Source organism: Mucilaginibacter gossypiicola, from assembly GCF_900110105.1.
GTDB classification, from domain to species: Bacteria; Bacteroidota; Bacteroidia; order Sphingobacteriales; family Sphingobacteriaceae; genus Mucilaginibacter; species Mucilaginibacter gossypiicola.
This window is the reverse complement of the sequence record NZ_FOCL01000015.1, coordinates 1-25,432: the sequence shown is the minus strand read 5'-3', so window position 1 is coordinate 25,432 and position 25,432 is coordinate 1. Positions and strand designations below refer to the sequence as shown.

At 43.2% G+C, this 25,432-nt stretch carries 20 protein-coding genes and 1 rRNA gene; 9 read left to right on the top strand and 12 right to left on the bottom strand.

The window, feature by feature from the left end; genetic code table 11:
* Positions 1-24: 24 nt before the first annotated feature.
* Together BMX50_RS29910 and BMX50_RS29905 are read right to left on the bottom strand one after the other, a co-directional pair.
* Complete coding sequence (locus BMX50_RS29910; RefSeq protein ID WP_091219932.1) at positions 25-879, bottom strand: tetratricopeptide repeat protein; 855 nt, start codon at positions 877-879, stop codon at positions 25-27.
* A 12-nt stretch (positions 880-891) separates the two neighbouring features.
* Entirely contained in the window at positions 892-1,188 is a 297-nt protein-coding gene (locus tag BMX50_RS29905) for an HU family DNA-binding protein (protein ID WP_090534644.1), read from the bottom strand.
* A gap of 424 nt (positions 1,189-1,612) precedes the next feature.
* On the opposite strand from BMX50_RS29905, the gene mutY reads away from it, so the two are divergent.
* On the top strand, positions 1,613-2,659 hold the full coding sequence (mutY, locus tag BMX50_RS29900; RefSeq protein ID WP_091219929.1) for an A/G-specific adenine glycosylase: 1,047 nt from the start codon (positions 1,613-1,615) through the stop codon (positions 2,657-2,659).
* 24 nt (positions 2,660-2,683) lie between these two features.
* Positions 2,684-3,094: a single-stranded DNA-binding protein gene (locus BMX50_RS29895; RefSeq protein ID WP_091219924.1), complete on the top strand. Its 411-nt coding sequence runs from the start codon at positions 2,684-2,686 to the stop codon at positions 3,092-3,094.
* Positions 3,095-3,177: 83 nt separating this feature from the next.
* Here the strand turns inward: BMX50_RS29895 and BMX50_RS29890 are convergent, their stop codons facing one another.
* Positions 3,178-3,672, bottom strand: coding sequence for a hypothetical protein (locus BMX50_RS29890; protein WP_091219920.1), 495 nt, complete (start codon positions 3,670-3,672; stop codon positions 3,178-3,180).
* 113 nt (positions 3,673-3,785) lie between these two features.
* Positions 3,786-5,975, bottom strand: coding sequence for a S9 family peptidase (locus BMX50_RS29885; protein WP_091219918.1), 2,190 nt, complete (start codon positions 5,973-5,975; stop codon positions 3,786-3,788).
* A gap of 102 nt (positions 5,976-6,077) precedes the next feature.
* On the opposite strand from BMX50_RS29885, the gene BMX50_RS29880 reads away from it, so the two are divergent.
* Positions 6,078-7,610: a serine hydrolase gene (locus BMX50_RS29880; protein ID WP_091219914.1), complete on the top strand. Its 1,533-nt coding sequence runs from the start codon at positions 6,078-6,080 to the stop codon at positions 7,608-7,610.
* 325 nt (positions 7,611-7,935) lie between these two features.
* Here BMX50_RS29880 and BMX50_RS29875 read toward each other — a convergent pair whose 3' ends face one another.
* Positions 7,936-9,303 (bottom strand): NHL domain-containing protein, encoded by a 1,368-nt coding sequence (locus BMX50_RS29875; RefSeq protein WP_091219910.1) that lies wholly within the window; start codon positions 9,301-9,303, stop codon positions 7,936-7,938.
* A 218-nt stretch (positions 9,304-9,521) separates the two neighbouring features.
* Here BMX50_RS29875 and BMX50_RS29870 point away from each other — a divergent pair, with 218 nt between their 5' ends.
* On the top strand, positions 9,522-9,986 hold the full coding sequence (locus tag BMX50_RS29870; protein WP_091219907.1) for a DUF4920 domain-containing protein: 465 nt from the start codon (positions 9,522-9,524) through the stop codon (positions 9,984-9,986).
* Between the two features lie 2 nt (positions 9,987-9,988).
* On the opposite strand, the gene BMX50_RS29865 is transcribed toward BMX50_RS29870, so the two are convergent.
* The 3 genes from BMX50_RS29865 to carB all read right to left on the bottom strand — a co-directional run bounded on the left by BMX50_RS29865 (position 9,989) and on the right by carB (position 14,073).
* Entirely contained in the window at positions 9,989-10,450 is a 462-nt protein-coding gene (locus tag BMX50_RS29865; RefSeq protein ID WP_091219903.1) for a hypothetical protein, read from the bottom strand.
* A gap of 59 nt (positions 10,451-10,509) precedes the next feature.
* The gene (locus BMX50_RS29860; protein WP_091219901.1) at positions 10,510-11,157 is read right to left on the bottom strand and encodes a hypothetical protein; all 648 of its coding nucleotides are present in this window, start codon (positions 11,155-11,157) and stop codon (positions 10,510-10,512) included.
* A 99-nt stretch (positions 11,158-11,256) separates the two neighbouring features.
* On the bottom strand, positions 11,257-14,073 hold the full coding sequence (carB, locus tag BMX50_RS29855) for a carbamoyl-phosphate synthase large subunit (RefSeq protein ID WP_091219898.1): 2,817 nt from the start codon (positions 14,071-14,073) through the stop codon (positions 11,257-11,259).
* Between the two features lie 335 nt (positions 14,074-14,408).
* Here carB and BMX50_RS29850 point away from each other — a divergent pair, with 335 nt between their 5' ends.
* Complete coding sequence (locus BMX50_RS29850; RefSeq protein ID WP_091219896.1) at positions 14,409-14,936, top strand: hypothetical protein; 528 nt, start codon at positions 14,409-14,411, stop codon at positions 14,934-14,936.
* Between the two features lie 25 nt (positions 14,937-14,961).
* Here BMX50_RS29850 and panD read toward each other — a convergent pair whose 3' ends face one another.
* Both panD and panC read right to left on the bottom strand, forming a co-directional pair.
* Positions 14,962-15,312 (bottom strand): aspartate 1-decarboxylase, encoded by a 351-nt coding sequence (gene panD, locus BMX50_RS29845; protein WP_091219893.1) that lies wholly within the window; start codon positions 15,310-15,312, stop codon positions 14,962-14,964.
* 161 nt (positions 15,313-15,473) lie between these two features.
* Complete coding sequence (gene panC / locus BMX50_RS29840; RefSeq protein WP_091220283.1) at positions 15,474-16,304, bottom strand: pantoate--beta-alanine ligase; 831 nt, start codon at positions 16,302-16,304, stop codon at positions 15,474-15,476.
* 153 nt (positions 16,305-16,457) lie between these two features.
* Between panC and BMX50_RS29835 the strand changes: the two genes are divergently transcribed.
* The 4 genes from BMX50_RS29835 (at position 16,458) to BMX50_RS29820 (ending at position 21,585) form a co-directional block, all read left to right on the top strand.
* A complete protein-coding gene (locus BMX50_RS29835; RefSeq protein ID WP_091219890.1) occupies positions 16,458-17,282 on the top strand; it encodes a glycogen/starch synthase in 825 nt (274 codons plus the stop codon).
* 15 nt (positions 17,283-17,297) lie between these two features.
* Complete coding sequence (locus BMX50_RS29830; protein ID WP_091219883.1) at positions 17,298-18,701, top strand: DUF4270 family protein; 1,404 nt, start codon at positions 17,298-17,300, stop codon at positions 18,699-18,701.
* A gap of 189 nt (positions 18,702-18,890) precedes the next feature.
* On the top strand, positions 18,891-20,726 hold the full coding sequence (gene glmS, locus BMX50_RS29825) for a glutamine--fructose-6-phosphate transaminase (isomerizing) (RefSeq protein WP_091219880.1): 1,836 nt from the start codon (positions 18,891-18,893) through the stop codon (positions 20,724-20,726).
* 88 nt (positions 20,727-20,814) lie between these two features.
* Positions 20,815-21,585 carry a TerC family protein gene (locus BMX50_RS29820; RefSeq protein ID WP_091219876.1) on the top strand — a complete coding sequence of 257 codons (771 nt, stop codon included), beginning with the start codon at positions 20,815-20,817 and terminating at the stop codon, positions 21,583-21,585.
* Positions 21,586-21,984: 399 nt separating this feature from the next.
* On the opposite strand, the gene BMX50_RS29815 is transcribed toward BMX50_RS29820, so the two are convergent.
* Both BMX50_RS29815 and rrf read right to left on the bottom strand, forming a co-directional pair.
* Entirely contained in the window at positions 21,985-24,315 is a 2,331-nt protein-coding gene (locus BMX50_RS29815) for a glycoside hydrolase family 31 protein (RefSeq protein ID WP_167668143.1), read from the bottom strand.
* Between the two features lie 778 nt (positions 24,316-25,093).
* Positions 25,094-25,205, bottom strand: a 5S ribosomal RNA gene (rrf, locus tag BMX50_RS29810).
* Positions 25,206-25,432: the final 227 nt, after the last annotated feature.

The window sequence follows — 25,432 nt, the reverse complement described above, 5'->3', positions numbered from 1 at the left end:
ATAATAATAATTTTTAAATGTGTGTTAGTTATTTAATTCCTTAATATATCCATCAATGCGCTGACTAAATACAGGGTCAGGCATCATTTCTTTGCATTTCTGGTAAGCATCAATAGCTTCCTTTTTCATACCTAATTGCTTATAGCTTTCGGCTAAATAGAAAGTAGGTTCCAGTTCCTGCTTTTGCGCAAGCAGTGTTTTAAACCTGCCTACTGCTTTTTCATACTGACCCGATTTCATGGCGAACATACCTAAGTTAAGGTTAGCATTCCAGTTTTTCGGGTCTTTTTTAACAACCTCAAGCAACAGCGCAATTCCCTGCATAGGGCCCGCTGCGCCATTAACGTAAGCTATGCCCAACCCGGTTTTGCCTTCAAGGCTTTCGGGTTGTAATTTCAAAGCATTTTGAAATGCTTCGGCAGCATTATTTACAAACGCAGGTTGAAATAAGGTATCCTGTGTAAGTTTATATGCATCATTGAAACGGTTACCGGCACTTATCCAGTCTTGCACCTTGTTGTTTTTACGGGCTAATGCCTGATAGTAAAACGCTGCAGGTGCAGGTTGGTTAACATCGTCCCAGTGCTTAGCCAGTTGCGTTTGCAAAGCCGGCACATCTGCGTCTGATGCTTTTTTTAGCTGGGCTTCAAGGTCGTTTATCTTAGCCGCCAATGCATCCCCAATAGCTGCTTTGGCAGGGGCCGATACCATATCAACAGTAACATTAGCAGCCGGCTTAGCGGTGCCTGCAGAGGCAGCCATAGCCGGTTTGCTGTTTTTATCGTCTTTAGGCTTTACTAAACCTTTTACGGGCAACCAATACAAATAGCCCATAATAACAACTACGGCTGCGCTAACGACTATTTGCTTTTTATTCATGATGGCTTATAATTATTTTTTGCTGGTTTTGTTACCTGACTTTACTTTCTCAACAAAAGTTTTGGCCGGTTTAAAGCTTGGCACGAAGTGCTCAGGGATAATGATGGCAGTATTTTTTGAAATGTTACGTGCTGTTTTTTTAGCTCTTTTTTTAACCACAAAACTACCGAATCCTCTTACGTATACGTTTTCGCCGCCAACCATTGAGCTTTTAACAACTTTGAAAAACGCCTCAACAGTTTCCTGCACGTCTACTTTCTCTATACCTGTCTTTGATGAGATTTCAGTTATAATTTCTGCCTTAGTCATATCTTATTTACTTAATTTTATTTTATAAATACTTAACTGTTTTGGGGTTGCAAAAGTATTGCTTTATCCGTTAACAGCGAAATATTTATCCGTTTTTTTTTGCCAATGGCGCAAAACCTACATTTTCGTTACAATTTTGAGTATGAGAGGCTTATAAATCACGACTTAAATCTCAATTTACAAATGTAAAGAAGTGTGAAAAAAAGTGTGAAAATCTATGATTCAAGCCAGTAGCGAAGGCTTACCATTTCACAGGTACGCAGCCCATGTTTATCCTTTTTTTCAAAATTTAATCCCTCGCAGTTTCTTACTTTCTGGCTCTCCCCCCGCCAACCTCCTACCTCTTGATTCTTTATTTCTTGGCTCTTGATTTCTTCTCTCCTGACTCTTCCTGCCTTCTTGTTTCTTAATTACTTTTACAGCAATGAATTTTACCGACGAACTGGTACAATGGTACTTAAACAATAAACGCGACCTCCCCTGGCGAAATACTACCGATCCCTATGTAATATGGCTGTCCGAAATCATCCTCCAGCAAACCAGGGTAGAGCAAGGCATGCCATATTTTTATCGCTTCCTTGAAAAATACCCCAATGTAAGCAGCTTTGCCGCCGCCCATGAAGACGAGATTCTGAAGCTGTGGCAGGGATTGGGTTATTACTCAAGGGGACGTAACATGCTCAAAACTGCTCAACTGGTACAGGAACTCCATAGCGGTCGCTTTCCGGATAGCTATGATGAATTGATAAAACTTAAAGGTATTGGCGAATATACCGCCGCCGCTATTGCGTCATTTGCTGCTAATGAAGCCAAAGCCGTGGTTGATGGCAATGTTTACCGGGTGTTGGCAAGGTATCTGGGTATTTACGAACCTATCAACTCAACCGGTGGTAAAAAAACATTCCAAAAGGTTGCCGATGATTTTCTTAATAAGAAATTTCCGGGACTGCATAATCAGGCGATGATGGAGTTTGGCGCGATGCTGTGCAAACCCAAAAATCCCAACTGCGGCATTTGCCCTATTCGCGCAGGTTGTGTGGCATTTAAAACCAATGCAGTAGCTACCCTGCCGGTTAAGTTAAAAACAGTAAAGGTGCGCGAACGGTTCTTCAATTATTTCCTGATAACCGAAGGTGACACCATTTTAATGAATAAAAGAGGCGATAAAGATATCTGGGCTAATATGTTTGATTTGCCTATGACTGAAACAGATACACTTTTAACTGTAGAAGAATTATTGAAACAACCTGAGATTTCGGCTGTTTTTGGAAATAGTATAAAAGTTATTGAAGTTTCGCCGGTTCATAAACATATCCTTACCCATCAGCGGCTTTTTGTAAGGCTGATCAAAATTGAAAAACAGCCTCTTAAAATGCATCAAAACTGGGTTAAAATCAGCGTTCAAAACCTGCACGAATTAGCGTTACCGAAAATCATTTTTATATTATTAAAAAATATTTTTAATTTGTAAAAGAATTTTGCGTTAATTTATAGCATGTCTGGAATAAACAAAGTAATACTCGTTGGCCACTTGGGGAAAGACCCTGAAGTAAGGAATTTAGAAGGCGGGGTGTCTGTAACGAGTTTCCCTTTAGCAACTTCAGAAACCTTTAATAAAGACGGTAAAAAGGTTGAACAAACTGAGTGGCACAATATTGTAATGTGGCGCGGACTCGCTGAAGTTGCAGCCAGATTTCTTTCAAAGGGGAAGCTGGTTTATATTGAAGGAAAGTTGCGTACCCGATCTTTTGAGGATAAGGAGGGTATTAAAAAGTATACCACCGAGATTGTGGCCGAAAACTTTACTATGCTTGGCCGCAAGAGTGATTTTGAAACTGAGCCGTCAAAATTACCCTCAAAAAACGGGGATTCGTTTATTGATCATTTAAATGCTGAGGATTATTAATATTTGCCGATACTTTACTACCCCCAATAAAAATGCCAGTAGCAAGCGCTACCGGCATTTTTACTTTACTATCCCCAAAACTGTTACTGTTTAAAATAGTTCACCCCCTGTGGCGCGCTACAATCTTCGGCCGGCCCGCATATATATGTTAGCGTAAGTACATTCCCGTCAGCATTCAGGATCATATTGTAATTGGCGGTTATTGCAATGATATTGTTGATAGCAACCAGTTCAGAAAGCGGCCCAAAATCGTTGTTTTTGTTTTGATAATCAGTTATATCATAAAAAGTCAGCACCGAATTCTGGATCTTATACTTTCCCACTCTTTTTGATATTGTTCCGATAAGCTTTTTGGAAACCGAATCAACACTGGTTACGGTGCCTTCAAATGTATGATCTGTCTTAAAATTATATTCATATTGTGTCCCCTGGTTTGAGAAGGCAGCAGGTACAATCCATCTTCCTGATATATTTAATTCGCTGTTTGTTACCGTCTCTTTATGACAGCCCCAAAACACCGTTACTAAAACAATGGCTAATAAGCCTAACACTTTTGCAGGATTCGTAAACTGTTTCATATCAAAGGTTACGCTTCAAAAAAGCATAATGATACAACAACATATTCTTTTTCCGGGTAAAAGCAAAAGCCCCCATATAATGATCTATATGAGGGCTTTGCCTGTTATTATGTCTATCTTCCTCCCGGAGGGCATTTAGCTTTCAGATACTGTGTAAACAACGTGCGCAAATGCTGTGTTGTACCTTCGCCTTCAGATATGGAATGCGTACGGTTAGGGTATGACATCAGTTGAAACTGCCTGTTATATTTTACCAACTCATCAATCAGCAACTCGGCATTTTTGTAATGCACATTATCATCGCCCGTGCCATGTATGTAAAGAAGGTTACCTTTCAGGTTTTTTGCATAAGTAACCGGCGAGCCTTTAATAAATGCTGCGCGACCAGCCTCATCAGTAGGTACGCCCATGTAACGCTCCTGGTAAATGTTATCATAAGTAAGCTGTGAGCCAACAGCTGCTACTGCGATACCGGTTTTGTAAATATCCCCATACTGAAACATCAGGTTAAGAGTTGATGAACCACCACCACTCCAGCCATGCACCGCTATTCGGGTTGAATCAACAAACGGCCATTTGATAATCTCTTTGGCAGCCATGGCCTGGTCGCGGATATTAATGATACCTATGTTTTTATAAATAGCCTTGCGCCATGCAGCGCCTTTGGGTGCAGGAGCGCCACGACCTTCAACCGACATGTAAATATACCCGTCATCGGCCATACTGCCTTCATACAGCCTGTTACGGCCTGTTCCCCAGGTATCAGTTACAGTTTGTGAGGCTGGTTCGCCGTAAACAGTAAACACAACAGGGTATTTTTTATTCGGGTCGAAATTGGTTGGTTTCATCATCCAGCCATCCATTTCAATGCCATCAACAGTTTTTATCTTAAAAAACTCCGGTTTGTTTTTTGCATCCTTATCAACGGTTATAACTGTGCCGCCTATATGCTTATGCCCGGGCAGACTAATTACCTCGCTTTGCGGACGGGTATAGCTATTGTTAAAATTGTGCAGCGCTACCTTACCATTGGGCGAAATATCATAGCTATGCGTTCCCGGCTCATCAGCAGGCGAAACGCGCTCTTCCTTACCACCGCTTAATTTAATTTTGTACAGATATTTTTGAGTTGCATTATCGGGCGATGCGATGAAATATACATAGCCCAAAGCCTCGTCAATCATATCAATACCAATTACATCATAGTTACCCTTGGTAATGAGGCTTTCTTTACCTTCGCGGGTTACTTTATATAAATGACGCCATCCGTCTTTTTCGCTCAGCCATAAAAAGCTTTTGCCTTTTTCAATCCAGCCCCAGCCTACAGGATCGCCGCCGGCTACACGGGCTTTAACATCAATCCATGAATCGTTGTGTTCCTCGCGGATAGCGCGGGTTGTTCCGTTTGATACATTGCCGATAAATACACGGCTTTCATTTTGTGCGCGGTTTAACTGCTCAAGAATAACTTCGTTTGAGTTATCGGCCCATTCCATATTAGGGATGTAATGCTGCACGGCATCGCCAGGCACATCAATCCAGGTGGTTTTACCAGTAGTTGTGTTAACCACACCAACTTTGCATGAACTTGGGTTTTCGCCCGCAACCGGGTATTCAACCGGCACAACAAATGGATAAACAGAATCAGTGTTGTTGATCATCAGGTACGTCTTGGTTTTGCTTGCATCTAACTGCCAGTAGGCAATTGATTTGCTGTCCGGCGACCAGCGGAAACCATCCCTGCAACCAAACTCTTCTTCATAAGCCCAGTCAAAAGTACCGTTGATGAGCTTTTGGGCACCATCGGTAGTTAACTGTTTAACAGAACCATCAGCTAAATCTTCCATGTAAATATTATGCCCGCTTACATAGGCAGCTTTGCTGCCATCCGGCGAAAACTTGGCAAACATCAATGACGATTCGGGCAGGTTTTTACCCAGCTGCCAAAGTTTTTTAGTGTTGGAGTCATAAACCCAATAATCGCCCCGGGTATCGTAACGCCATACCTTTTTGGTATTGGTGTTGATGAGTACTTTTTTATTATCATCGCTCACGGTAAACCTTTTAACGCTGATGGGCGCTTTGCCTGCAGGTGTCAATGCGTCCCGGGTAATAAAAACAGTTTTCTTAGAGGTATCACGAGCGTCGATCATGATGATCTGCCCGGCGGTGATGCGGTAATATTGGTTGCCGTCTTTTGTCCAGTTAACACCCGCACGCTGTGCATGGGCGGTATTTTGCTGGATAATTAACAGTAGTGCGGTAAGGAAAATTAATCCCGAACGGTAAAATTTCATATACATTTAGTTTGAATTAATAGAGCGCCGTTATTTTTATTTATTAAGTAACGTCACTGTAAATTTTGCGTTAATTTAGCACAATAAAGAAATCTAAAGCCCTCTGTAATGAAAAAAATACCTCTATTGCTCGCTGCCTGCATGTTATTTTTCACATCAGTTAACGCCCAGCGGGCCGACAGGAGCAAGTTCATTAAAGATAGTTTAGACCTCTATATCAGCAAGGCCCTGACCAATTGGCGCGTACCCGGCATAGCTGTTTGTATTGTGAAAGATAACAAGGTGGTGCTCATGAAAGGCTATGGCATTAAAGAGCTTGGGCTCATGAATAAGGTTGATGAAAATACACTGTTCATGATAGGCAGCAACACCAAGGCTTTCACAGCAACAGCGCTTGCCATGCTGGAGGCAAACAAAAAACTGTCGTTAGATGACAAGGTAACCAAATACATCCCGGAATTTAAACTGGAAGACAAAAACGCAAGCGACCAGGTAATAGTGCGCGACCTCCTTTGCCACCGCCTCGGCTTCCGAACCTTCCAGGGCGATTTTACTTTTTATAATACCAACCTTACCCGCCAGGAGGTAATTCAGCGTTTGGGCAAACTCAAAGCTACCTATCCGTTCCGCACACGCTGGGGTTATACCAACGCTGCATTTTTAACAGCCGGCGAGATCATTCCGAAAATAACCAATGGCCACTCATGGGAGGCTTACATAAAAGAGGCCATTTTTGCTCCACTTGGCATGGGTAATACCTTAGCTTTAAGCAAAGATCTGCCAACTTCCATAAACCGTACAGTGCCGCATACCATCGTTGATGGCAGGCTCACCCCTATCCCTTATTGCCAGATAGATGGGATCGCACCGGCAGGATCTATCAGCTCGTCGGTAAACGATATGAGCAAATGGGTACTTGCTTTGCTGAACGATGGTAAGGTAGGCCAGCGCCAGGTAATCCCCTCTGCAGCTATCCAGGCAACACGCCAGCCCCAGGATATTGTGGGCAGCGTTCACCATATGAATGGCGAAAACAATTTCGAGCTTTATGGTTTAGGCTGGTTTATACAGGATTACTCGGGCCACAGGCTGGTGATGCATGATGGTGGGGTAAACGGTTACCTTTCGTCTGTAACACTTTCTCCGCAGGATAACCTGGGCATCGTTATATTAACCAATACCGATCAAAACGAGTTATTTGAGGCTCTGCGCTGGGATATTTTAGATGCTTACTTTAAACAGCCATTCCGCAACTACAGCGAGGGTTATTTAAAACAATACAAGGCCAATACCGCTACCGAACAGGCCGAAGATAAAAAGCTGAAAGATTCTGTAGCCTTAAACCCTAAACCTTTGCTATTGCCCAACAAATACACCGGCAAATACAGCAACGATTTTTATGGACGCATGGAAGTTACCCAGGGCGAAGGCAACAACCTCGAAATGCGATTTGAACATCACCCCAAAATGTACGCTTTATTAAAACCACTTGGTGGCAACCGCTTTTATGTAACATTTTCTGATCCAACCCTTGGTAAAGCGGTATTCCCCTTTACTGTACAAAATGGAGAGGTTACAGGTGTACGCGTAAAAGTGGCTGATTTTGTGGAACGGGGAGCGTATGATTTTAAGAAGAATTAGGATTAGGGACTAAATTAGGTGGCAGGATTTCATAAAAACATATTGAATCTATTCCTGTATTCTATGCATGAAAGACAGACTGTCCAAAAGCGTGGGATTGTGCGAATCCCCTCTTGAGAGGGGCGGAGGGCTGTGTTCCGCTTCGACCTAAGCGCATAACACACCCCTGCCATCACACCGGTCCTTCGCACCCTCTCTCCAGAGGGGAGTTTTAAAAATCCCGGTGACCCTTCTCCAAATAAAACCCCTATAAAAAATCAGCGCCATAACATCTCCCAAAACTGGAAGCTGTTATGGCGCTGAAAATATCTAAGCAGTTAACCGCCTATTGCAACACAATCTTGCGGATGCGGTTATTGTAATAATCGCTCACATAAACATTATTGCCTGCATCAACAGTGATCCCCTGCGGCGAGTTAAATTTAGCGGCGGTACCAACGCCTTCCGCAAAACCATTTGTTCCGTTACCGGCAATTACTTTTAATACTTTATCCTTGGTGATCTCCAGGATCCTGCCATTCTGATCGGCTATGAAAAGATTTGCGCTTTTATCAAACGCAATAGCCGAAGGACCGCCAAGAAGAGCAGTTTGTTTATTGCTACCGGCAAAAGTAGTAACTACGCCCTCCGGGGTTATTTTACGGATTGTATGATTAAGCGCTTCAGCAACATATATGTTGTTACTGGCATCAATAGCTATACCGTTAGGCTTGTTAAACGTTGCGCTGGTTGCAGTAGCATTATCCAGGTAGCTTGCGCCCCTGCTGCCTGCAAACGTGGTAACCACACCAGCAGGGGTTATTTTACGGATGAGGTTATTACCAAGATCGGCAACAAAAATATTCCCCGAACCGTCAATTGCCAAAGCACGCGGACTGTTAAACGTTGCCTTGGTGCCGGTACCATCGGCATATCCGGCATCGCCACTACCTGCAAAAGTACTTACAACGCCATCCGCGCTTATTTTACGAATGTTGTTGTTGCCATAATCGGCTATATAGATATTGCCCGATGCATCGGTAACTAAACCTTGCAGGGCGTAAAACTGCGCGGTTGCTACCGGCCCGTCAACATAACCAATAGTGCCATTGCCCGAAAGCGTGGTAACATCTCCGGCCGTGGTAACTTTGCGTATGGCACTGTTAAATGAATCTGCCACATAAATATTGCCGTCGGCACCTACAGTTAACCCTTGCGGACTGTTAAAAAAAGCAGCACTGCCCAAACCGTCAATAAAGTCGGCCCCATCATTACCTGCAAGCGTACTAACTGTACCGCCTGTTGATGTTGTACCATCGCCGGTGGTAAACTGAACAACCTTGCCATAACCGGTACCTGCACTGTTTACGGCGTAAGCCCTGGCATAATAAGTTGTTTTTGGACTCAGGCCGGTAATTTTGGTAGTATAGGCGTACTGAATTACGGTATCCGTGGTTTTTTTGTCGGCCGTAGTAGGAGTTTGATTTGATGAGCTGTAACAAACGCCGTAACTGCTCAGGCTCACATCCTGTGTCCCGTTGAATAAACCACCTGTATAGGCTATTGTTCCGGTTTCGGCAGTCACCACATCCATTGTAGTTAAATCTGGCACACTTACAACTGTGGCGTCTTTTTTACTGCAGCTTGTGCCTGCTAAAGCAACGGCAAATAAAAATGCGGCAAATAAAATTGTTTTAGTAAAGCTCTTTTTCACGAGTTAGTTTAAAAGTTATTATGTAGTAAAGTAAGCAAAATTAACTCATCAATACGTAGCAAAGTACTTTAAAGTAACATTTTAACAAATATTAACATACTTATTACAGGCGATGGGCCTATTATAGCTCGTAAACCATAAAAACAAACAGGTAATATCTCCTTAAAGTAATCAAATACGCATCAACATTTTTACCGCAGCGTTGTTACTTAGGCACCATGAAACTAATAGTGCTGCTCATATCTATCTTAATTGCTAATGTAGCTATTGCACAAAAACATGTGCCATTACCACACGGTATGGTATTTGGCGAAAAGCCTGATACCATAACCTTGATGCAAGCCTCAAAGCTGGAAACCTTTATGGGTAAAAAAACAAGGATCACTACCGCCATCACCGGCAAAGTGATTAAAGTAATCAAAGAAAAGGGAGGCTGGTTTGAACTTGACGCAGGCAAAAACCGGGTTATTGGTGCTCATTTTACCAATGCAGGCATTAACCTGCCCAAGCAGCTTGCAGGCCGTACAGTGATCATATCAGGGATAGCCGCCAAACAATTTATTGCCGACGATCTTCAACATATGGCAGGAGATACCGTTAGCGGCAAAAAGCAGCATAAGGTAAACACCAATTCCGGCCGGAAGATTAGTTTTGAGGTAAAGGGATTAATGATAGATCAATAAAGCTATTCAAGCCGGGTAAACGAAAAGCTGTAAATAAGCCTTACCCCGGCCACAGGTGTTGGCTGGTTTCCTTTTTTCATATAGTCACCATGAAGGTTAAGGTCTAAGCTTTGATGGTGATCAGATACCAGCATAAAGCCCACGCCGGCCGTAGCGCCGAAGCCCGAATAATCGGGATCAAGATGGCCGAAAGCCCCTGCCGATGTATAAATCTCCTTGCTAAAATAATATCTGCCCGAAAGTCCGGCCAGTATGCTATAAGTAACTTCGCCGCCAATGTATGGGGTAATACTTACAGCATTTGCTACTTTAACTTCACCCTGTAAAAGGGCGCCGAAGCCATTACTGTTTTCGCGGGAGGTATTTAAGGCTAAACCCAAGCCGATGGCATTTTTGGCCTGGGCATGAACTTTTACTGCCCCACATACCAGCAGGGCAAAAAGCAGGATGGAAGTAGTTCTCAATGCAGGATAAAATTAATCGTCAAAGTTAACGTGTGATACACTAACCCTGACGACCAATATTAAGCATTTGTTACAATGAGCTGCCTTAATTTTTCTGAAACCTCGTTTTTGTTTATTGCAGATGCTTCACGTTTACATTTCATGTAATGCTCACGGGCAATTTTTTCGGCCAGGTCGCCGATGGTTTTTACATGCATCTCTTTGCCAAAACGGCCGGCCAGTTTTAAGCCTATACCGGCTACTACCATACCAGCAATACCTATAGCCAGATAATAGAAGGCAAGCACGAAGCTAACTACCAAAATCATAGAAAACAGGTTAACTATCCATTGCTTAGGCTGAAGTAAGCTGATCTGGAAACCCATCTCCTCTTCAATGGCTGCCACAGCCTCGATACGGCTATCGCGCGGAAAAATATCTGCCAGTTTTGTTTGGGGCTTTATGATATCCTTATCATGCCCTGCCGATGCATTGATGGCATTACGGAGTTTGTAAAATGCCTGCTGTGTGGTACAGCCATCGTTCGTTTTTTTTACTTTTTCAACTACAACGTCGCAAAGTTTACCAAAGTTTTGAACATCATTTACTGATGTATCGTTTAAACTGATGTTAAATGACTTTTCAATTTTCATTAAAACACCATCCATATCTTCAGGATCAACACTTTTAAGGTTGATTTCCTGACCATTAGCCGTATTAACTTTCAATCTATAGTAACTAAATACAACAATAGTGAACCTGCAATTAGGGTTGCAGGTTCACGTTATTAGCAATTAAACTACAAAGGCTGCAATTTAATGTTTTAATTATTTACTCAAGTACATCGATTTCTCTTTGTACAGGTGCCTGAAGTATGGATCTTGCAGGTTAGGGATGAAGCGGATAGCCTCACCGGTTGATTTCATTTCAGGGCCAAGCTCCTTGGTAACCTCAGGGAATTTATCGAATGAGAATACCGGTTCTTTGATGGCGTAGCCCCATAGCTTGCGCTCAATAGTAAAGTCGCTTAACTTATTGGTCTCCAACATAACTTTTGTTGCTATGTTGATGTATGGCACATCGTAAGCTTTGGCAATGAAAGGCACAGTACGTGAAGCACGTGGGTTGGCTTCAATTACATATACCTTATCATCCTTAACCGCAAACTGTATGTTCAACAAACCGCGTACGTTAAGTGCTTTAGCTATCTTTTTAGTATATTCTTCAATCTGGTGGATAACGTTATCCGAAAAATCGAACGGAGGCAGTACCGCGTATGAGTCGCCAGAGTGGATACCGGCAGGCTCAATGTGCTCCATCATACCAATGATGTGAACATCCTCACCATCGCTGATCGAGTCAGACTCGGCCTCAGCGGCACGGTCAAGGAAGTGGTCGATCAGTACACGGTTACCCGGCAGGTTGCGCAGCAGGCTCACTACCGCTTTTTCCAGGTCTTCATCGTTGATCACGATGCTCATGCCCTGGCCACCTAATACGTAGCTTGGCCTTACCAACACCGGGTAGCCAACCTTGTGGGCTACTTCAAGTGCTTCTTCAGCACTTTCGGCAACACCATATTTAGGGTATGGAATTTCAAGGTCTTTTAACAGGTCAGAGAAACGTCCGCGGTCTTCGGCAATGTCCATGTTATCGAATGACGTACCGATAATGCGGATACCGTGTTCGTGCATTTTCTCAGCCATTTTAAGGGCAGTTTGACCACCCAGCTGAACAATTACACCGTAAGGTTTTTCAAGCTCGATGATCTCGCGCACATGCTCCCAGTAAACCGGCTCAAAGTACAGTTTATCAGCCATGTTAAAATCGGTTGATACCGTTTCAGGGTTACAGTTAACCATGATGGCTTCGAAACCGGCTTCTTTAGCGGCAAGTAAGCCGTGAACACAGCTGTAATCAAACTCGATACCCTGACCAATACGGTTAGGGCCTGAGCCTAATACGATGATCTTTTTTCTGTCAGATGCTACCGACTCATTTTCGCCTTCGTAGCTTGAATAGTAATATGGAGTTTTAGCCGGGAATTCAGCAGCACAGGTATCAACCATTTTGTAAACGCGGTGCATGCCCAGGGCTTTGCGGCGCTGGTAAACATCTTCCTCGGTTACGTTACCCAAAATGTGGGCTATCTGCACGTCAGAGAAACCTTTTTGTTTCAGGGTGTACAGGAACTCTTCAGGCACGTTATTCAGTGAATAGCGGCGAAGCTCTGTTTCCAGGTTAACCAGCTCCTGGATCTGGTTAAGGAACCAGCGGTCGATCTTGGTTACTTTACGTACCGATTCAAGAGGCACACCCAGACTTAATGCATCGTAAATGTGGAACAACCTGTCCCAGCTTGGATGTTCAAGACTGGCCATGATCTCTTCCAGGTTGCGGCTCTGACGACCGTCGGCACCTAAACCGGCGCGACCGATCTCCAGGCTTTGGCAGGCTTTCTGTAAAGCCTCGGTAAAGCTGCGACCGATACCCATAACCTCACCTACCGATTTCATCTGCAGGCCAAGTTCTTTATTGGCGCCTTTGAACTTATCAAAGTTCCAGCGCGGTATTTTAACGATCACATAATCCAAAGTTGGCTCAAAGTAAGCCGAAGTGGTTTTGGTGATCTGATTTTCAATTTCATCAAGGTTGTAACCTATCGCCAGCTTAGCAGCGATTTTTGCAATTGGGTAACCGGTTGCTTTTGATGCAAGGGCTGAAGAGCGTGACACACGCGGGTTGATCTCGATAGCGATGATCGATTCATCGGCAGGATTTACCGAGAACTGAACGTTACAACCGCCGGCAAAGTTACCGATGGCGCGCATCATCTTGATAGCCTGGTTACGCATTTCCTGGTAGCAACGATCGCTCAGGGTCATGGCAGGGGCTACCGTGATTGAGTCGCCGGTGTGGATACCCATCGGGTCAAAGTTCTCGATAGAACAGATAATGATCACGTTATCATTGCTATCGCGCAGTAATTCCAATTCGTATTCTTTCCAGCCTAATACGGCCTGCTCAACCAATACCTCGTGGGTTGGCGAAGCTTGCAAACCACGGTTAAGGGCAGCATCAAAATCTTCTTTTCTGTGAACGAAACCTGCACCTTTACCACCCAGTGTGTAGCTTGGGCGAATAACCAGCGGGAAACCGATTTCCTGTGCACCTTCTTTACCTTCAAGGAATGAGTTTGCGATCTTTGATTTGGCAACACCTACACCGATGTCAACCATCAGCTGGCGGAAAGCCTCGCGATTTTCGGTTTTTTCGATGGCGGCAATATCCACACCGATAACTTTAACGCCATACTTTTCCCATATGCCGCGTTCAGACGCTTCGATACAAAGATTCAACGCAGTTTGACCGCCCATGGTAGGCAGTACCGCATCTATCTGTTGTTCGGTTAAAATTTTCTCAATGCTTTCGCAGGTGAGCGGCAGAAGATAAACGTGGTCGCTGATAACTTTATCCGTCATGATAGTTGCCGGATTGCTGTTAATAATAGAAACGGAGATGCCTTCTTCTTTTAGCGAGAGAGCAGCCTGCGAGCCGGAATAATCAAATTCGCAAGCCTGGCCGATGATGATTGGGCCGGAGCCGATGATCAGAACGGATTTAATGGAGGTGTCTTTGGGCATAGGGCTTTTTTTTAATTCAAAAGTTCTAAGTCAAAAGTTAAAGACGGTTAAGCCTTTAAACGGTTTTTCCTATGCGCTGAAAGCCAAGAAATCCCGACTTCAGCGTCGGGGTGCAAAGATAGAGTTTTAACAAACACGATTTATGTTTTTTTTCAGATTTAATATTGCGACAATAGCACCGCGCTTTTTTTGCCTGTCAAGCCACTTTTTTCATAAAACAATACGCTTACTATTTCCGTAAAATCTCACTATATTTACTTACAGACCGGCCCTGTAAAATCCCAATTAAACCTGTAGTTGCGTAAATCCGCAAATACTTTTTATATTTAAGAACTATGATAAAGAAGCCTGTTTTTCTATTGCTTGTGGCTATTTTATTTCTTGACAGCTGCGCCATGCTGCAATCAGTTGTTAAATCAACATTCCCGTATACTGCAACCATGATTATCCCGGCATCGGCCAAGGTTGATGAAGCGCAAAACGCTATCAGTACGGGCAATAGCTTTGATCAGGATTTTACAAAAGACGGCAATAATGCCAGCAGGATAAGCGAGGTGCGTATCATATCAGCCAAACTACAGTCAAGCGATCCATCTGACTATAACATAGGCAATATCGCATCATTAAGGGTATACATGGCTAAAAACGATGGCAGCGAAGAAGTAATGGTAGCTATCCGCAAAGATATCCAACCCAATGCAGGTAACAGCATTGTATTGGATATTGACAACTCACACTTTTTAGATGAGCTTGTACGGCAGCCAAGTGTGCGCATAAGGATAGCTTACCGACTCAGAAAAGCAGCAACTACCGATGTAAGCCTGAAGGTATCATTGGGGATAGGATCACATCCAACAAACTAAGCCTGCCGGATAATGCCATAAAAAACTATTTTATCAGTTTGTTATCTGAATCGGGGAATACCAAAATAGGCTGGTAATTACGGGCTTCTTCTCTCTCCATATATGCGTATGACATAATGATCACAATATCGCCTACCTGTGCCAGGCGGGCTGCAGATCCGTTAAGGCATATTGTACCTGTTCCGCGCTCGCCTTTGATAACATAGGTTTCAAAACGGGCACCATTGTTATTGTTCACTATCTGAACCTTTTCGTTGGGGATGATATCTGCCGCCTCAATCAGGTCTTCATCAATAGTGATACTGCCCACATAATTCAGCTCCGCTTGCGTTACCTTAACCCGGTGAATTTTGGACTTTAATATTTCAATTATCATGGCGCAAAGTTAGGAATAAATAGGTCATGCGAACAAGTTCATAGTTGATGGTTCATGGTTGATAGCATTAAGTTTACAGTTAAATGGAAATTAAGCAGTTACAGTTCCAAGCCGAACAAAAACCAGGCCCAAACCATGAACTATGCTCCATGAACTATCGGCTAACCAATCAACACATTATCAATCAATCTTGTTTTACCTACGCGGGCCGCAACAAGGGCAACAATAGTTTCAGATGCCCGTGTAGCAGGGTGTAAAGTTTTGCCATCGGCTATTTCAAAATACTCCAGTTCAACACCGGGTTCGCTGCTGATCATTTGAGCGGCCTGCTGTTGCAGGGTATCAATTTTATCAACATCGAAATTCTCTTTAACCCAGTTCAGTGTTTTTGAAAGAATAAGCGAATGCTCCCTGTCATACGGCGTAAGGTGAATGTTTCTTGAGCTCATGGCCAGGCCGTCGGGCTCACGCTCGATAGGGCACATCACCAGCTTAACAGGCATATTCAATGCCTCCACCATTTTGCTGATCACCATAACCTGCTGATAATCTTTCTGGCCAAAAAAAGCGATATCGGGCTTTACGATATTAAATAGTTTATTTACCACCTGTGTAACCCCCTGGTAATGCCCGGGCCTGAATTTGCCTTCCAACAGGTGCTCCAGATCGCCCATATCAAAATGCCATTTCTCATTATCATCATACATCTCGGTAACCTGCGGATTAAACAAAATATCGCAGTTAACTTCCTCAAGGCGGCGGATATCGTCGGTTATGGGGCGAGGGTATTTTTCAAGATCTTTCGGATCATTAAATTGAGTAGGGTTTACAAAAATACTGCAAACAACCTGGGTGCTTTGCTGCTTTGCCAGTTCAATTAAACCCAGGTGCCCTTTATGCAGCGCGCCCATAGTTGGTACAAAGCCAATTACTTTTACCGGCTTACGGTTAAAGTAATCTGATATTTCTTTTTTGGTGGTAAATATTTTCAATGTAATGGTTATTACAAAATTTGGCAAAGGTGTACAATTGCTTAAAAATAACCAAAAGTTACTTGCATAATTCGTTGGCAGTTTATATAATATTAGTTATATTTGCAAACTCAAATTTTTTGACTTCTTTACATTTTAAATACTGATTTAGTGATGGGTAAATCTAAGCTTTTGTTTATAACTCATGAAATGTCCCCTTTCCTTGAACTCACAAAAATTGCTGAAATAACACGCCAACTTCCGCAGGCCATGCAGGAGAAAGGTTACGAGATCCGTATCCTTATGCCGCGTTTCGGCAACATCAATGAGCGCAGGAACAGACTTCATGAAGTGATCAGGTTATCAGGCATGAATATCATCATCGATGATAATGATAACCCGCTGATCATCAAAGTAGCATCTATCCCGGCGGCGCGTATGCAGGTGTATTTTTTGGATAATGAAGAATATTTTCAGCGTAAACATGTGTTTGCAGACAAAGACGGCAAGTTTTACGCCGACAATGACGAGCGCATGATTTTCTTTTGCAAAGGCGCATTGGAAACTGTTAAAAAATTGGGCTGGGCACCGGATGTGATCCATTGCCATGGCTGGATGAGTGCGCTTGTGCCTGCTTATCTGAAAACAACCTACAAAGACGACCCTACATTTAAGCACTCAAAAATCATTTACTCTATTTACGAAAATGATTTTAAAGAGAAAATGCATGATGACTTTGCTACAAAAGCCATCATGAGCAACATGAACGAGAAACATGTGGAACCCTACAAAGGCGGCACTAATTCAGCGTTATACGCCGGTGCCATTCACTACTCAGATGGTATTGTTTTAGGCAGCCCTGATATTGATGCAGATGTGTTAAATAATGTTAAAAACAGCAATAAATCGGTTTTAGAATTTGATTCTACCGCAGATTTCGAAAATTATTACAATTTTTACGACGAAATTACCAACGACGAATTGGTGGATGTTGCATAAGACTTAATATTATATATGAAATTTTTCCGATTAGACTTATTGACCCTGTTAATAAGTCTTTTTATTTTGAACAGTTGTAAACGCCAGGATGGTATTGGTTTGGGCATCAATGATCAAAACGAGATCAACGGTAGCCTGATAGTTGATACTAATATTGTTATTAACACTGTTGCAGATGATACCGCGGCCACATCAGGCATGACCAGAACACCGCTTGCCAATTTTACAGATCCTGTATTTGGTACAACAAAAAGCGTTGTTGCACTGGGCGTTAACTTGCCAAATGGAGCAGCCTATACCGTTCCTGCAGGTACCCTTACAATTGACTCGGCTGTACTTGTGCTTAAGTATGCTGATGGCTTTTATGGCGATTCGCTGGCTTCACGCTATAAAATAAACGTGTACCAACTTCAAAAAAAGATAGAGAGCAAAACCTATTACACCAATAACCACTGGGATGCAGATTTGAGTACTTTGCTTGGCTCTAAAACTTTTACAGCCCGTACGCATGACAGTATCACCATAACCCGTATCCGTACCGATACATTGGATACCGTTCAGCGCGTAGCGCCGCAACTGCGCGTGCCGTTAAGTAAATCTTTTATCTATAACAACTTATTTAATGCAAGCGGTACAATACTTGCATCGCCAACAACTTTCCAAAGTACAGTAAAAGGTCTTTACCTTTCATTAGAAAAAGCACAGGCCAGTGATGCAGGCGGTATCATACAGCTCAATCTTGGCTCATCACAAATTGATGTATTTTATAAAGTTGTAACAGCTGCTACCAGTACTACAAGTAGCACCATTGATACGGCATCGGTAACTCTGCCGTTCTTTAACCGGGCTGCCGAAGTAACGCATACGTATAGCACTACTATCCAGGCTGCCCTGAACAACACAACAACGTCGCAAAATACGGTTTACCTTCAGGGGCTTGCGGGCTTAAGGGCCAAGCTCAGTTTTCCTGGCCTTGATAAACTTGTTGATTCGTCAGTAGTATTAAACCGTGCCGAAATTGTGATAACACCTCGTGCCGGCTCGGGTGTACCTTACGCACCTTTACCTAAGCTAACCATGTACAAGCTGGATATAGCGAAACAAAGGACATTGATACAGGACGCCACCTCAAGCGACCCGCGTTCGCAAACAAGTTTATTCGGCGGCAATTATAATCGCACCACAAAAGAATACCACTTCCTGGTTACCGCTTTTGTGCAGGACCTGATCCGCAAAAAAACAGTTGATTATGGTACTTATATTGCCCCTGTTGATACAACGCTGGTTAACACCACAACAGGTATCGACGTAGCTCCGTCAACACAAACGGCAGCCCGTACAATTATAGTTGGAAGTGATAAAAATACCCCGGGTTACAGCATCCGGATGAATATCATTTACACCAAGATCCGCAAGTAGATATCTCTTAATAAACAAAAGAATCCCCTCTTAGGGGATTTTTTTGTTTAAGACAATTCCACTTCTTAAAATACTTTTTTAAGTATTTTAAAACTTCGTCTTTTTCGCAAAAAATCAAAATAATTATTGCTGATATGTGTTATATAGCTGTTTATTTTGCGTCGTTTAACATTTATACTTGATTATTTTATGTGCGGAATTGTTGGTTATATAGGATTCAGGGATGCTTATCCCATCGTTATAAAAGGACTTCACAGGCTCGAGTACCGGGGCTATGACAGCGCCGGTGTCGCCCTGCTTGATCAGGATCTTAAAGTTTATAAAAAGGCCGGCAAAGTTGAAGACCTTGAAAATTTCGTAAAGGGCATTGACCTGAAAGGTTCAATTGGAATGGGGCATACCCGTTGGGCAACCCATGGCGAACCGAGCGACCGTAATTCGCACCCGCACTCATCCGGCGACAGGAAACTTACCATTATCCATAATGGTATTATCGAAAACTATGGGGTAATTAAAGAAACCCTCATAGCCAAAGGCCACGTTTTTAAAAGTGATACCGATACTGAAGTTTTAATACACCTGATTGAAGATATCCAAAATGCAACCGGCCTTGATTTAAAAGATGCCGTACGTGTGGCTTTAAACAAAGTGATAGGTGCATATGCTATTGTGATCATGAGCGCCGACGAGCCCGATCTGCTTATCGCAGCCCGAAAAGGCAGCCCAATGGTGATTGGCGTAGGCAAAGGCGAATATTTCATTGCTTCGGATGCTACGCCTATTGTTGAGTACACCAAAAATGTGATATACCTTAACGATAACGAAATTGCCTATATACATCGCGAAAACCTGTTGATAAAAAACATCGACAACTCGGTACAAACTCCTTACATCCAGGAACTCGACTTAAAGCTGGAAATGCTGGAGAAAGGCGGCTACGATCACTTCATGATGAAGGAGATCTATGAACAGCCCCGTTCCATCCGCGATTGCCTGCGCGGCCGTATTTACCCACAACAGGGCAAAGTTCAGCTTGGTGGTATCAAAGAATACACCGAGAAGCTTAAAAACGTCGACAGAATCATTATTGTGGCCTGCGGCACCTCATGGCATGCAGGTTTGGTAGGCGAATATTTAATTGAAGAATATGCCCGCGTACCGGTAGAAGTAGAATATGCCTCCGAGTTCAGGTACCGCAACCCTATCATCACCGAAAAAGACCTGGTGATAGCCATATCCCAATCGGGCGAAACTGCCGATACTATGGCAGCCATCGAACTTGCTAAAGAAAAAGGAGCAACTATTTTTGGTATATGCAATGTGGTAGGTGCATCTATTCCGCGTTTAACCCACGCAGGCGTTTATACCCATGCAGGTCCCGAAATTGGAGTGGCCTCAACCAAGGCCTTCACAGCGCAGGTAAGCGTATTAACGCTGATAGCATTTTACATAGCCCAGCAGCGGGGTAAAATTACCCAAAGTAAAATGGTTGAATATTTAACCGGCTTAAACGAGATCCCGAACCTGGTACAGGAGGCGCTGAAATCAAATGATCATATCCGCGAAATCGCCGCCCGTTTCAAAGATTCAACAAACTGCTTGTTCCTGGGCAGGGGCAGCTCGTTCCCGGTGGCACTGGAGGGCGCTTTAAAGCTTAAGGAGATCTCCTACATCCATGCCGAAGGTTATCCGGCTGCCGAAATGAAACACGGCCCTATCGCTTTAATTGATGACGAAATGCCGGTAGTGTTCATCGCCACTAAACATTCATCATACGAAAAGGTGATCAGCAACATTCAGGAGGTTAAAGCACGCAAAGGCCACGTGATAGCCATTGTTACCGAAGGCGATACCGAAGTTAAAGGCATGGCCGATTATGTGATAGAAATCCCGCAAACCAACGAAGCATTTGTACCGCTGGTGGCAACTATTCCGCTACAATTACTGGCGTATCATATAGCGGTAATGCGCGGCTGCAATGTAGATCAGCCCCGTAACCTTGCAAAATCCGTTACAGTTGAATAAAAACCTTTTATAAACCTATTTTTATGAACCCCTGCCAGTAACGGCAGGGGTTTTGTTATTTTTGGGAAGAAACAAATACCTGCAACCTATGAGTTTTGAAATTTTTGAACAGGCCGAATCATGGATCTCCCTAATCACACTTACCTTGCTGGAGATTGTTTTAGGCATCGATAACATCGTATTTATCTCCATCCTATCCGATAAACTTCCTGCCAGTCAGCAAAGCAAAGGCAGACGGGTTGGTTTGGGTATGGCCATGATTACGCGTATATTATTGTTGTTATCCATCAGTTGGGTAATGACTTTAACCGCCCCTCTTTTTAACTTAAGTTCCATTTTCAGTATCACGGATGCCGAATGGGTTGAAAAACTGGCCATTTCAGGCCGCGACCTTATTCTGATCATTGGCGGCCTGTTCCTGATCTACAAAAGCACTGCCGAAATCCATCATAAGATTGAAGGCGATGAAGAAAACGAAGGCTCGGTAAAAAAGCATTCGTTCTGGGGCACCATATTACAGATCATGCTACTGGATATTGTGTTCTCGCTCGATTCGGTGATCACTGCAGTAGGAATGGCGAGCCATGTAGAGATCATGATACTGGCTGTGGTCATTGCCGTAGGCATCATGATGTGGGCATCAAACGGAGTTGCATTATTTGTTAACAAGCACCCAACAGTAAAAATGCTGGCCTTATCATTTTTGCTTTTGATAGGTGTTTCGCTTTTAGCCGAAGCTTTTGAACAGCATATTCCTAAAGGATATATCTATTTTGCTATGTCCTTCTCTGTTTTAGTAGAGATGTTGAATTTGAAAATGAAAGCTAATAAGGGTAAGAAGGTGGTTAAGAAAGGGTAAGGTAAGAATCAAATGACACTTGCGTACGTTTGCAATTAACGTAAGCTATAAAAAACCGTCATTGCAAGTAACCATCAGGGAAACCCTGAAAAAATCGTAATGACGTAAAAAATATATTTCAGCGATCCTGTGTGTGGGCCGCGTTAGTGATAGTAGCGGATACCGGCCATGTGGCTAATGCCTGTGCAGTATGAGCGGATAGCACGGGCCGCAGGCAACGCCCATATTCACAAAACCTATCAAAAAAAGTACTTAATAATCAATAACTTACAATTACGTCATTATAAGGTACGAAGCAATCCCGAACTATGCAGAGCGGCTCTGCTTATAGGGGATTGCTTCGTACCTCGCAATGACGGTTTATAAATTGTTGGCCAATATATTAAGCCAATACCTTTTCTATAATATTACCGCCACCGCTTTCCCACTATACTTAACCACCTTATCAGCCTTAGCAGTTAAAGCCACATCCGAACCATGCGCGCCTTTAACCAATACCACATTAAACGTGCGGCTCTTTAATTGTCCTGGGAAATGTCCCTTAGTATCTGAAATACTTAACTTATGTGTTTTATCGTTCCAGTTTAGCGTAAACGTAGCCGATTGTCCTTTTTCGTAATTATAGTTATCGTTTTCATCTTCATAAAACTTAAACGATGCATCAGCGCCGGGATAAATCCGAAGCTCGATATTGCTGTTCGGCTTTTCGGTAGCATACTCAACATCAGGGCCCATAGGTATAATTGAACCTGCTTTTACGTATAATGGCATGATCTCGATAGGCGCAGCTGCGCTGATGGTTTGGCCGCCATCAAGCAGTTCGCCTGTCCAGAAGTTGTACCATTTGCTGGCTGCAGGCAGGTACACCTGGCGGGCTTTGGCTTTTTTATCGGCATCACTTGAGGTGTACAATTGTTCCGTTACGGGGTTAACCATAAATGCCGGGCCAAACATGTACTGATCGGGAATGCCATATACTTTGGCATCGCCACGATAATCAAAAGCCAGCGAACGCATAATGGTATAGTTATCGTTAGTTACACGGCCTGCCAGCGAATAAATATAGGGCATAAGGCGGTAACGGAGCTTATCGAAGTTAAGCAGGATCGACCTGGTGTTTTCATCCCAGTTTTTACTAAAGATAGCGCGCTCGCCTTTACCATGGATCCGGAAGATTGGGCAAAATGTACCAAACTGGAACCAACGGGTAAACAGCTCGCGTTTGTCAGGTTGCGACCAATCTGCAGGCTTCCAGTGATAGTGATAGCCGCCAATGTCCGATGTCCAGTAAGGGATGCCTGAGGTACAGGCGTTAATACCCTGTGGCACCTGGTCTTTAAAATCATGAAAAGTACACTCAATATCGCTCGACCATAATGTAGAGGCATTGCGCTGCTCACCCGCAAACGACTGTCTTACCAAAAAGAAGGCGCGTTTACCCGGAATATCCCTGCGCCAGCCCTCGTACACGCCTTTGGTATGCTGTAATGAATAGGTATTAAAATAATCTATGCCCTTGCCTATGCTGAAATTACTTTGACGGCGGGCGTCCAGCAATGCGCCATTATCGGGCTCACACTGATCAATCCACCAGGCATCCCAGCCGTAGCGCTTAATCAGGCTGTCGCGGGCCTGGTCCCAGTATAGCTCACGCGCTTTAGGGTTGTGGGCGTCGTAATAAGTATCAAACGTGTGGGTAACTACGTTATCCCAGGTGATATCGGTTAAACCGCCCATTTTATCCAGGGCATCGTAATTTGGCGTACCTTTTCCGAAAACCGGCCAGATAGAGATCATGGCGTGGATGTTTGCCTGGTGCAAAGCATCAACCAACTTTTGTGGATGCGGATAGCGCTCGGGCTTCATTACATGCGAGCCTATTGGCAATGGATCCCAGTAATACCAATCCTGCACAATCACATCCACTGGAATGTGGTTATTGCGATAGTTATCTTTTACAGTAAGGATTTCATCCTCGCTCAAGTACCTGTCTTGTGATTGAAACAAGCCGTAAGCCCATTTACCAAACATCGGCGCTTTACCGGTGGCAGTACGGTATAAATCAATGATATGATCAAAGCCGGGCCCGTAGAAAAAGAAATAATCAACCTGCTTACCACTTTCAGATACATATTTAAATTTGGTGTTATCGGCCTCGGCACCGTAAAAATTACTTGCCGAGTAGTTATCCCACATCAAACCATAGCCTTTGGTTGAAAGCATAACCGGGATGGCGCCGGTAAGATATTTAATAGCCAGATCCTGGTTACGGCCTTTGTAATTGATAGACATGGAATCCAGGGGATGACAGCCTAAACCAAACAAAGCCTCATCAGTTGGTGACGTGAACTGCGTGGTAACATTATAAGTACTGATACCGGCGATGGTAGCCGGAGTCATAGATTTATTGTCGCTATCTTCTCCAGTGATAACGTTACCTTTCAAATCGGTATAGGTGATTGCGTTAGTAGCTTTATTAACCCTTACTTTCAACTTTGCCGTAGTAATAACCACCTCAGCTTTACCATCTGCAACCTGATAAACCGGATGCTGAAGCCATTTGTTATTAACCACTAATGAGGATTTTGTTTCAAAAGCATCAAAGATGGTATATTTTACTTCGATGATATCATCCTTGCGGATAAGTACCTTCATCAACCCTTTGTCGAGCGTGAAGGTAACGCCATCTGCTGCTTTTTTGAAAGATTTAATTAATGCAAAAGCAGGCATAGTTGAGATGCCAGTTAACAGCAAAATAATTAACACAATCGATTGCGTAATCTTTGCGCCTTTATTAGATAATTGTTTAAACATCATGTGTGCACAAGTTGGTTTATGTTGAGTGTGAGATTGACACCTATTTAGACACTGTGAATATAGTGTACTTTTTTTAATTGGAATAATCTTTTTTGCTCAATTTATGGTAGAAATCGGCTGCGATTTAACGCTCTAGAAAGCTTTAAGAGTACATTATAAAGTTAGAAGGCATTACTGCTGCCGGGTGTGCTATGCGCTGCTACACCTGCAGAGTTTTGCTCGATTCTCATCGAGTTATTAGTCGCTGTGCCGATATCCGCTATTATCTAACGCGGAGGGTGAATGTAAGCGATGAATAGTCAGGTGTTATGATGCCTTAACAAGTGCTATATTAAATGACATTCCCCCGTTACCATTCTGAGTAAATAAAAGCCAAGGTATCTGAAGAAGGTATGACAAAGCGACTAAGACTTACGAAGTTTTAAAAACTTCGTAAGTCTGGTCTACAACTTCTCATGCTGAAGAACGAAGGAGCATCTTGGCCCTGCATAGCTGCATTGTACAGCGCAGAAGCTCCTTCAAACGTTCAGGATGACAAGAGGGGGATAGTAATGTTTTTAGTGAGTAGTGAATAGATGAATGGTGAGTGGTTTCCGGTTGATATGCAGGAAGGAGCAAAAGTGTTATCAACGCAAAAAGCCTTAGGTATTAGCTAAGGCTTTTGCATTGTTGCACCATTGAAGGTGATAAAGGGTGGCACCGACCTACTCTCCCACGTTTTACCGCAGTACCATCGGCTCTGGCGGGCTTGACTTCTCTGTTCGGAATGGGAAGAGGTAGACACCGCCGATATAGGCACCTGAATGTTTTTAAGTTATTGGTTGATTGGGTGAGTCGTGAGTGGTTCTTGTATGGTTGACTTTTGTTCGCAGCTTTTCAACTACCCACTTAATCAACTATTCACCATTCACTATTATTCACCACCATTAACATGACATATTATTGAAAGAAGTGATTGAATTTAAGAGAAAACAACAGCATTTGTTGTTTTTGTTTGTTTCAGGTGAGTGATCGTTCTTATTGTTTATTT

Bases quoted from the DNA above. Each gene is read 5' to 3' on its own strand.
- BMX50_RS29890 (WP_091219920.1), bottom strand. From the start codon at position 3,672: ATGAAACAGTTTACGAATCCTGCAAAAGTGTTAGGCTTATTAGCCATT.
- carB (WP_091219898.1), bottom strand. From the start codon at position 14,073: ATGCCCAAAGACACCTCCATTAAATCCGTTCTGATCATCGGCTCCGGC.
- BMX50_RS29870 (WP_091219907.1), top strand. From the start codon at position 9,522: ATGAAACTAATAGTGCTGCTCATATCTATCTTAATTGCTAATGTAGCT.
- BMX50_RS29910 (WP_091219932.1), bottom strand. From the start codon at position 879: ATGAATAAAAAGCAAATAGTCGTTAGCGCAGCCGTAGTTGTTATTATG.
- BMX50_RS29850 (WP_091219896.1), top strand. From the start codon at position 14,409: ATGATAAAGAAGCCTGTTTTTCTATTGCTTGTGGCTATTTTATTTCTT.
- BMX50_RS29880 (WP_091219914.1), top strand. From the start codon at position 6,078: ATGAAAAAAATACCTCTATTGCTCGCTGCCTGCATGTTATTTTTCACA.
- BMX50_RS29815 (WP_167668143.1), bottom strand. From the start codon at position 24,315: ATGCCTGCTTTTGCATTAATTAAATCTTTCAAAAAAGCAGCAGATGGC.
- BMX50_RS29835 (WP_091219890.1), top strand. From the start codon at position 16,458: ATGGGTAAATCTAAGCTTTTGTTTATAACTCATGAAATGTCCCCTTTC.
- BMX50_RS29820 (WP_091219876.1), top strand. From the start codon at position 20,815: ATGAGTTTTGAAATTTTTGAACAGGCCGAATCATGGATCTCCCTAATC.
- panD (WP_091219893.1), bottom strand. From the start codon at position 15,312: ATGATAATTGAAATATTAAAGTCCAAAATTCACCGGGTTAAGGTAACG.
- glmS (WP_091219880.1), top strand. From the start codon at position 18,891: ATGTGCGGAATTGTTGGTTATATAGGATTCAGGGATGCTTATCCCATC.
- BMX50_RS29895 (WP_091219924.1), top strand. From the start codon at position 2,684: ATGTCTGGAATAAACAAAGTAATACTCGTTGGCCACTTGGGGAAAGAC.
- BMX50_RS29885 (WP_091219918.1), bottom strand. From the start codon at position 5,975: ATGTATATGAAATTTTACCGTTCGGGATTAATTTTCCTTACCGCACTA.
- BMX50_RS29905 (WP_090534644.1), bottom strand. From the start codon at position 1,188: ATGACTAAGGCAGAAATTATAACTGAAATCTCATCAAAGACAGGTATA.
- BMX50_RS29830 (WP_091219883.1), top strand. From the start codon at position 17,298: ATGAAATTTTTCCGATTAGACTTATTGACCCTGTTAATAAGTCTTTTT.
- mutY (WP_091219929.1), top strand. From the start codon at position 1,613: ATGAATTTTACCGACGAACTGGTACAATGGTACTTAAACAATAAACGC.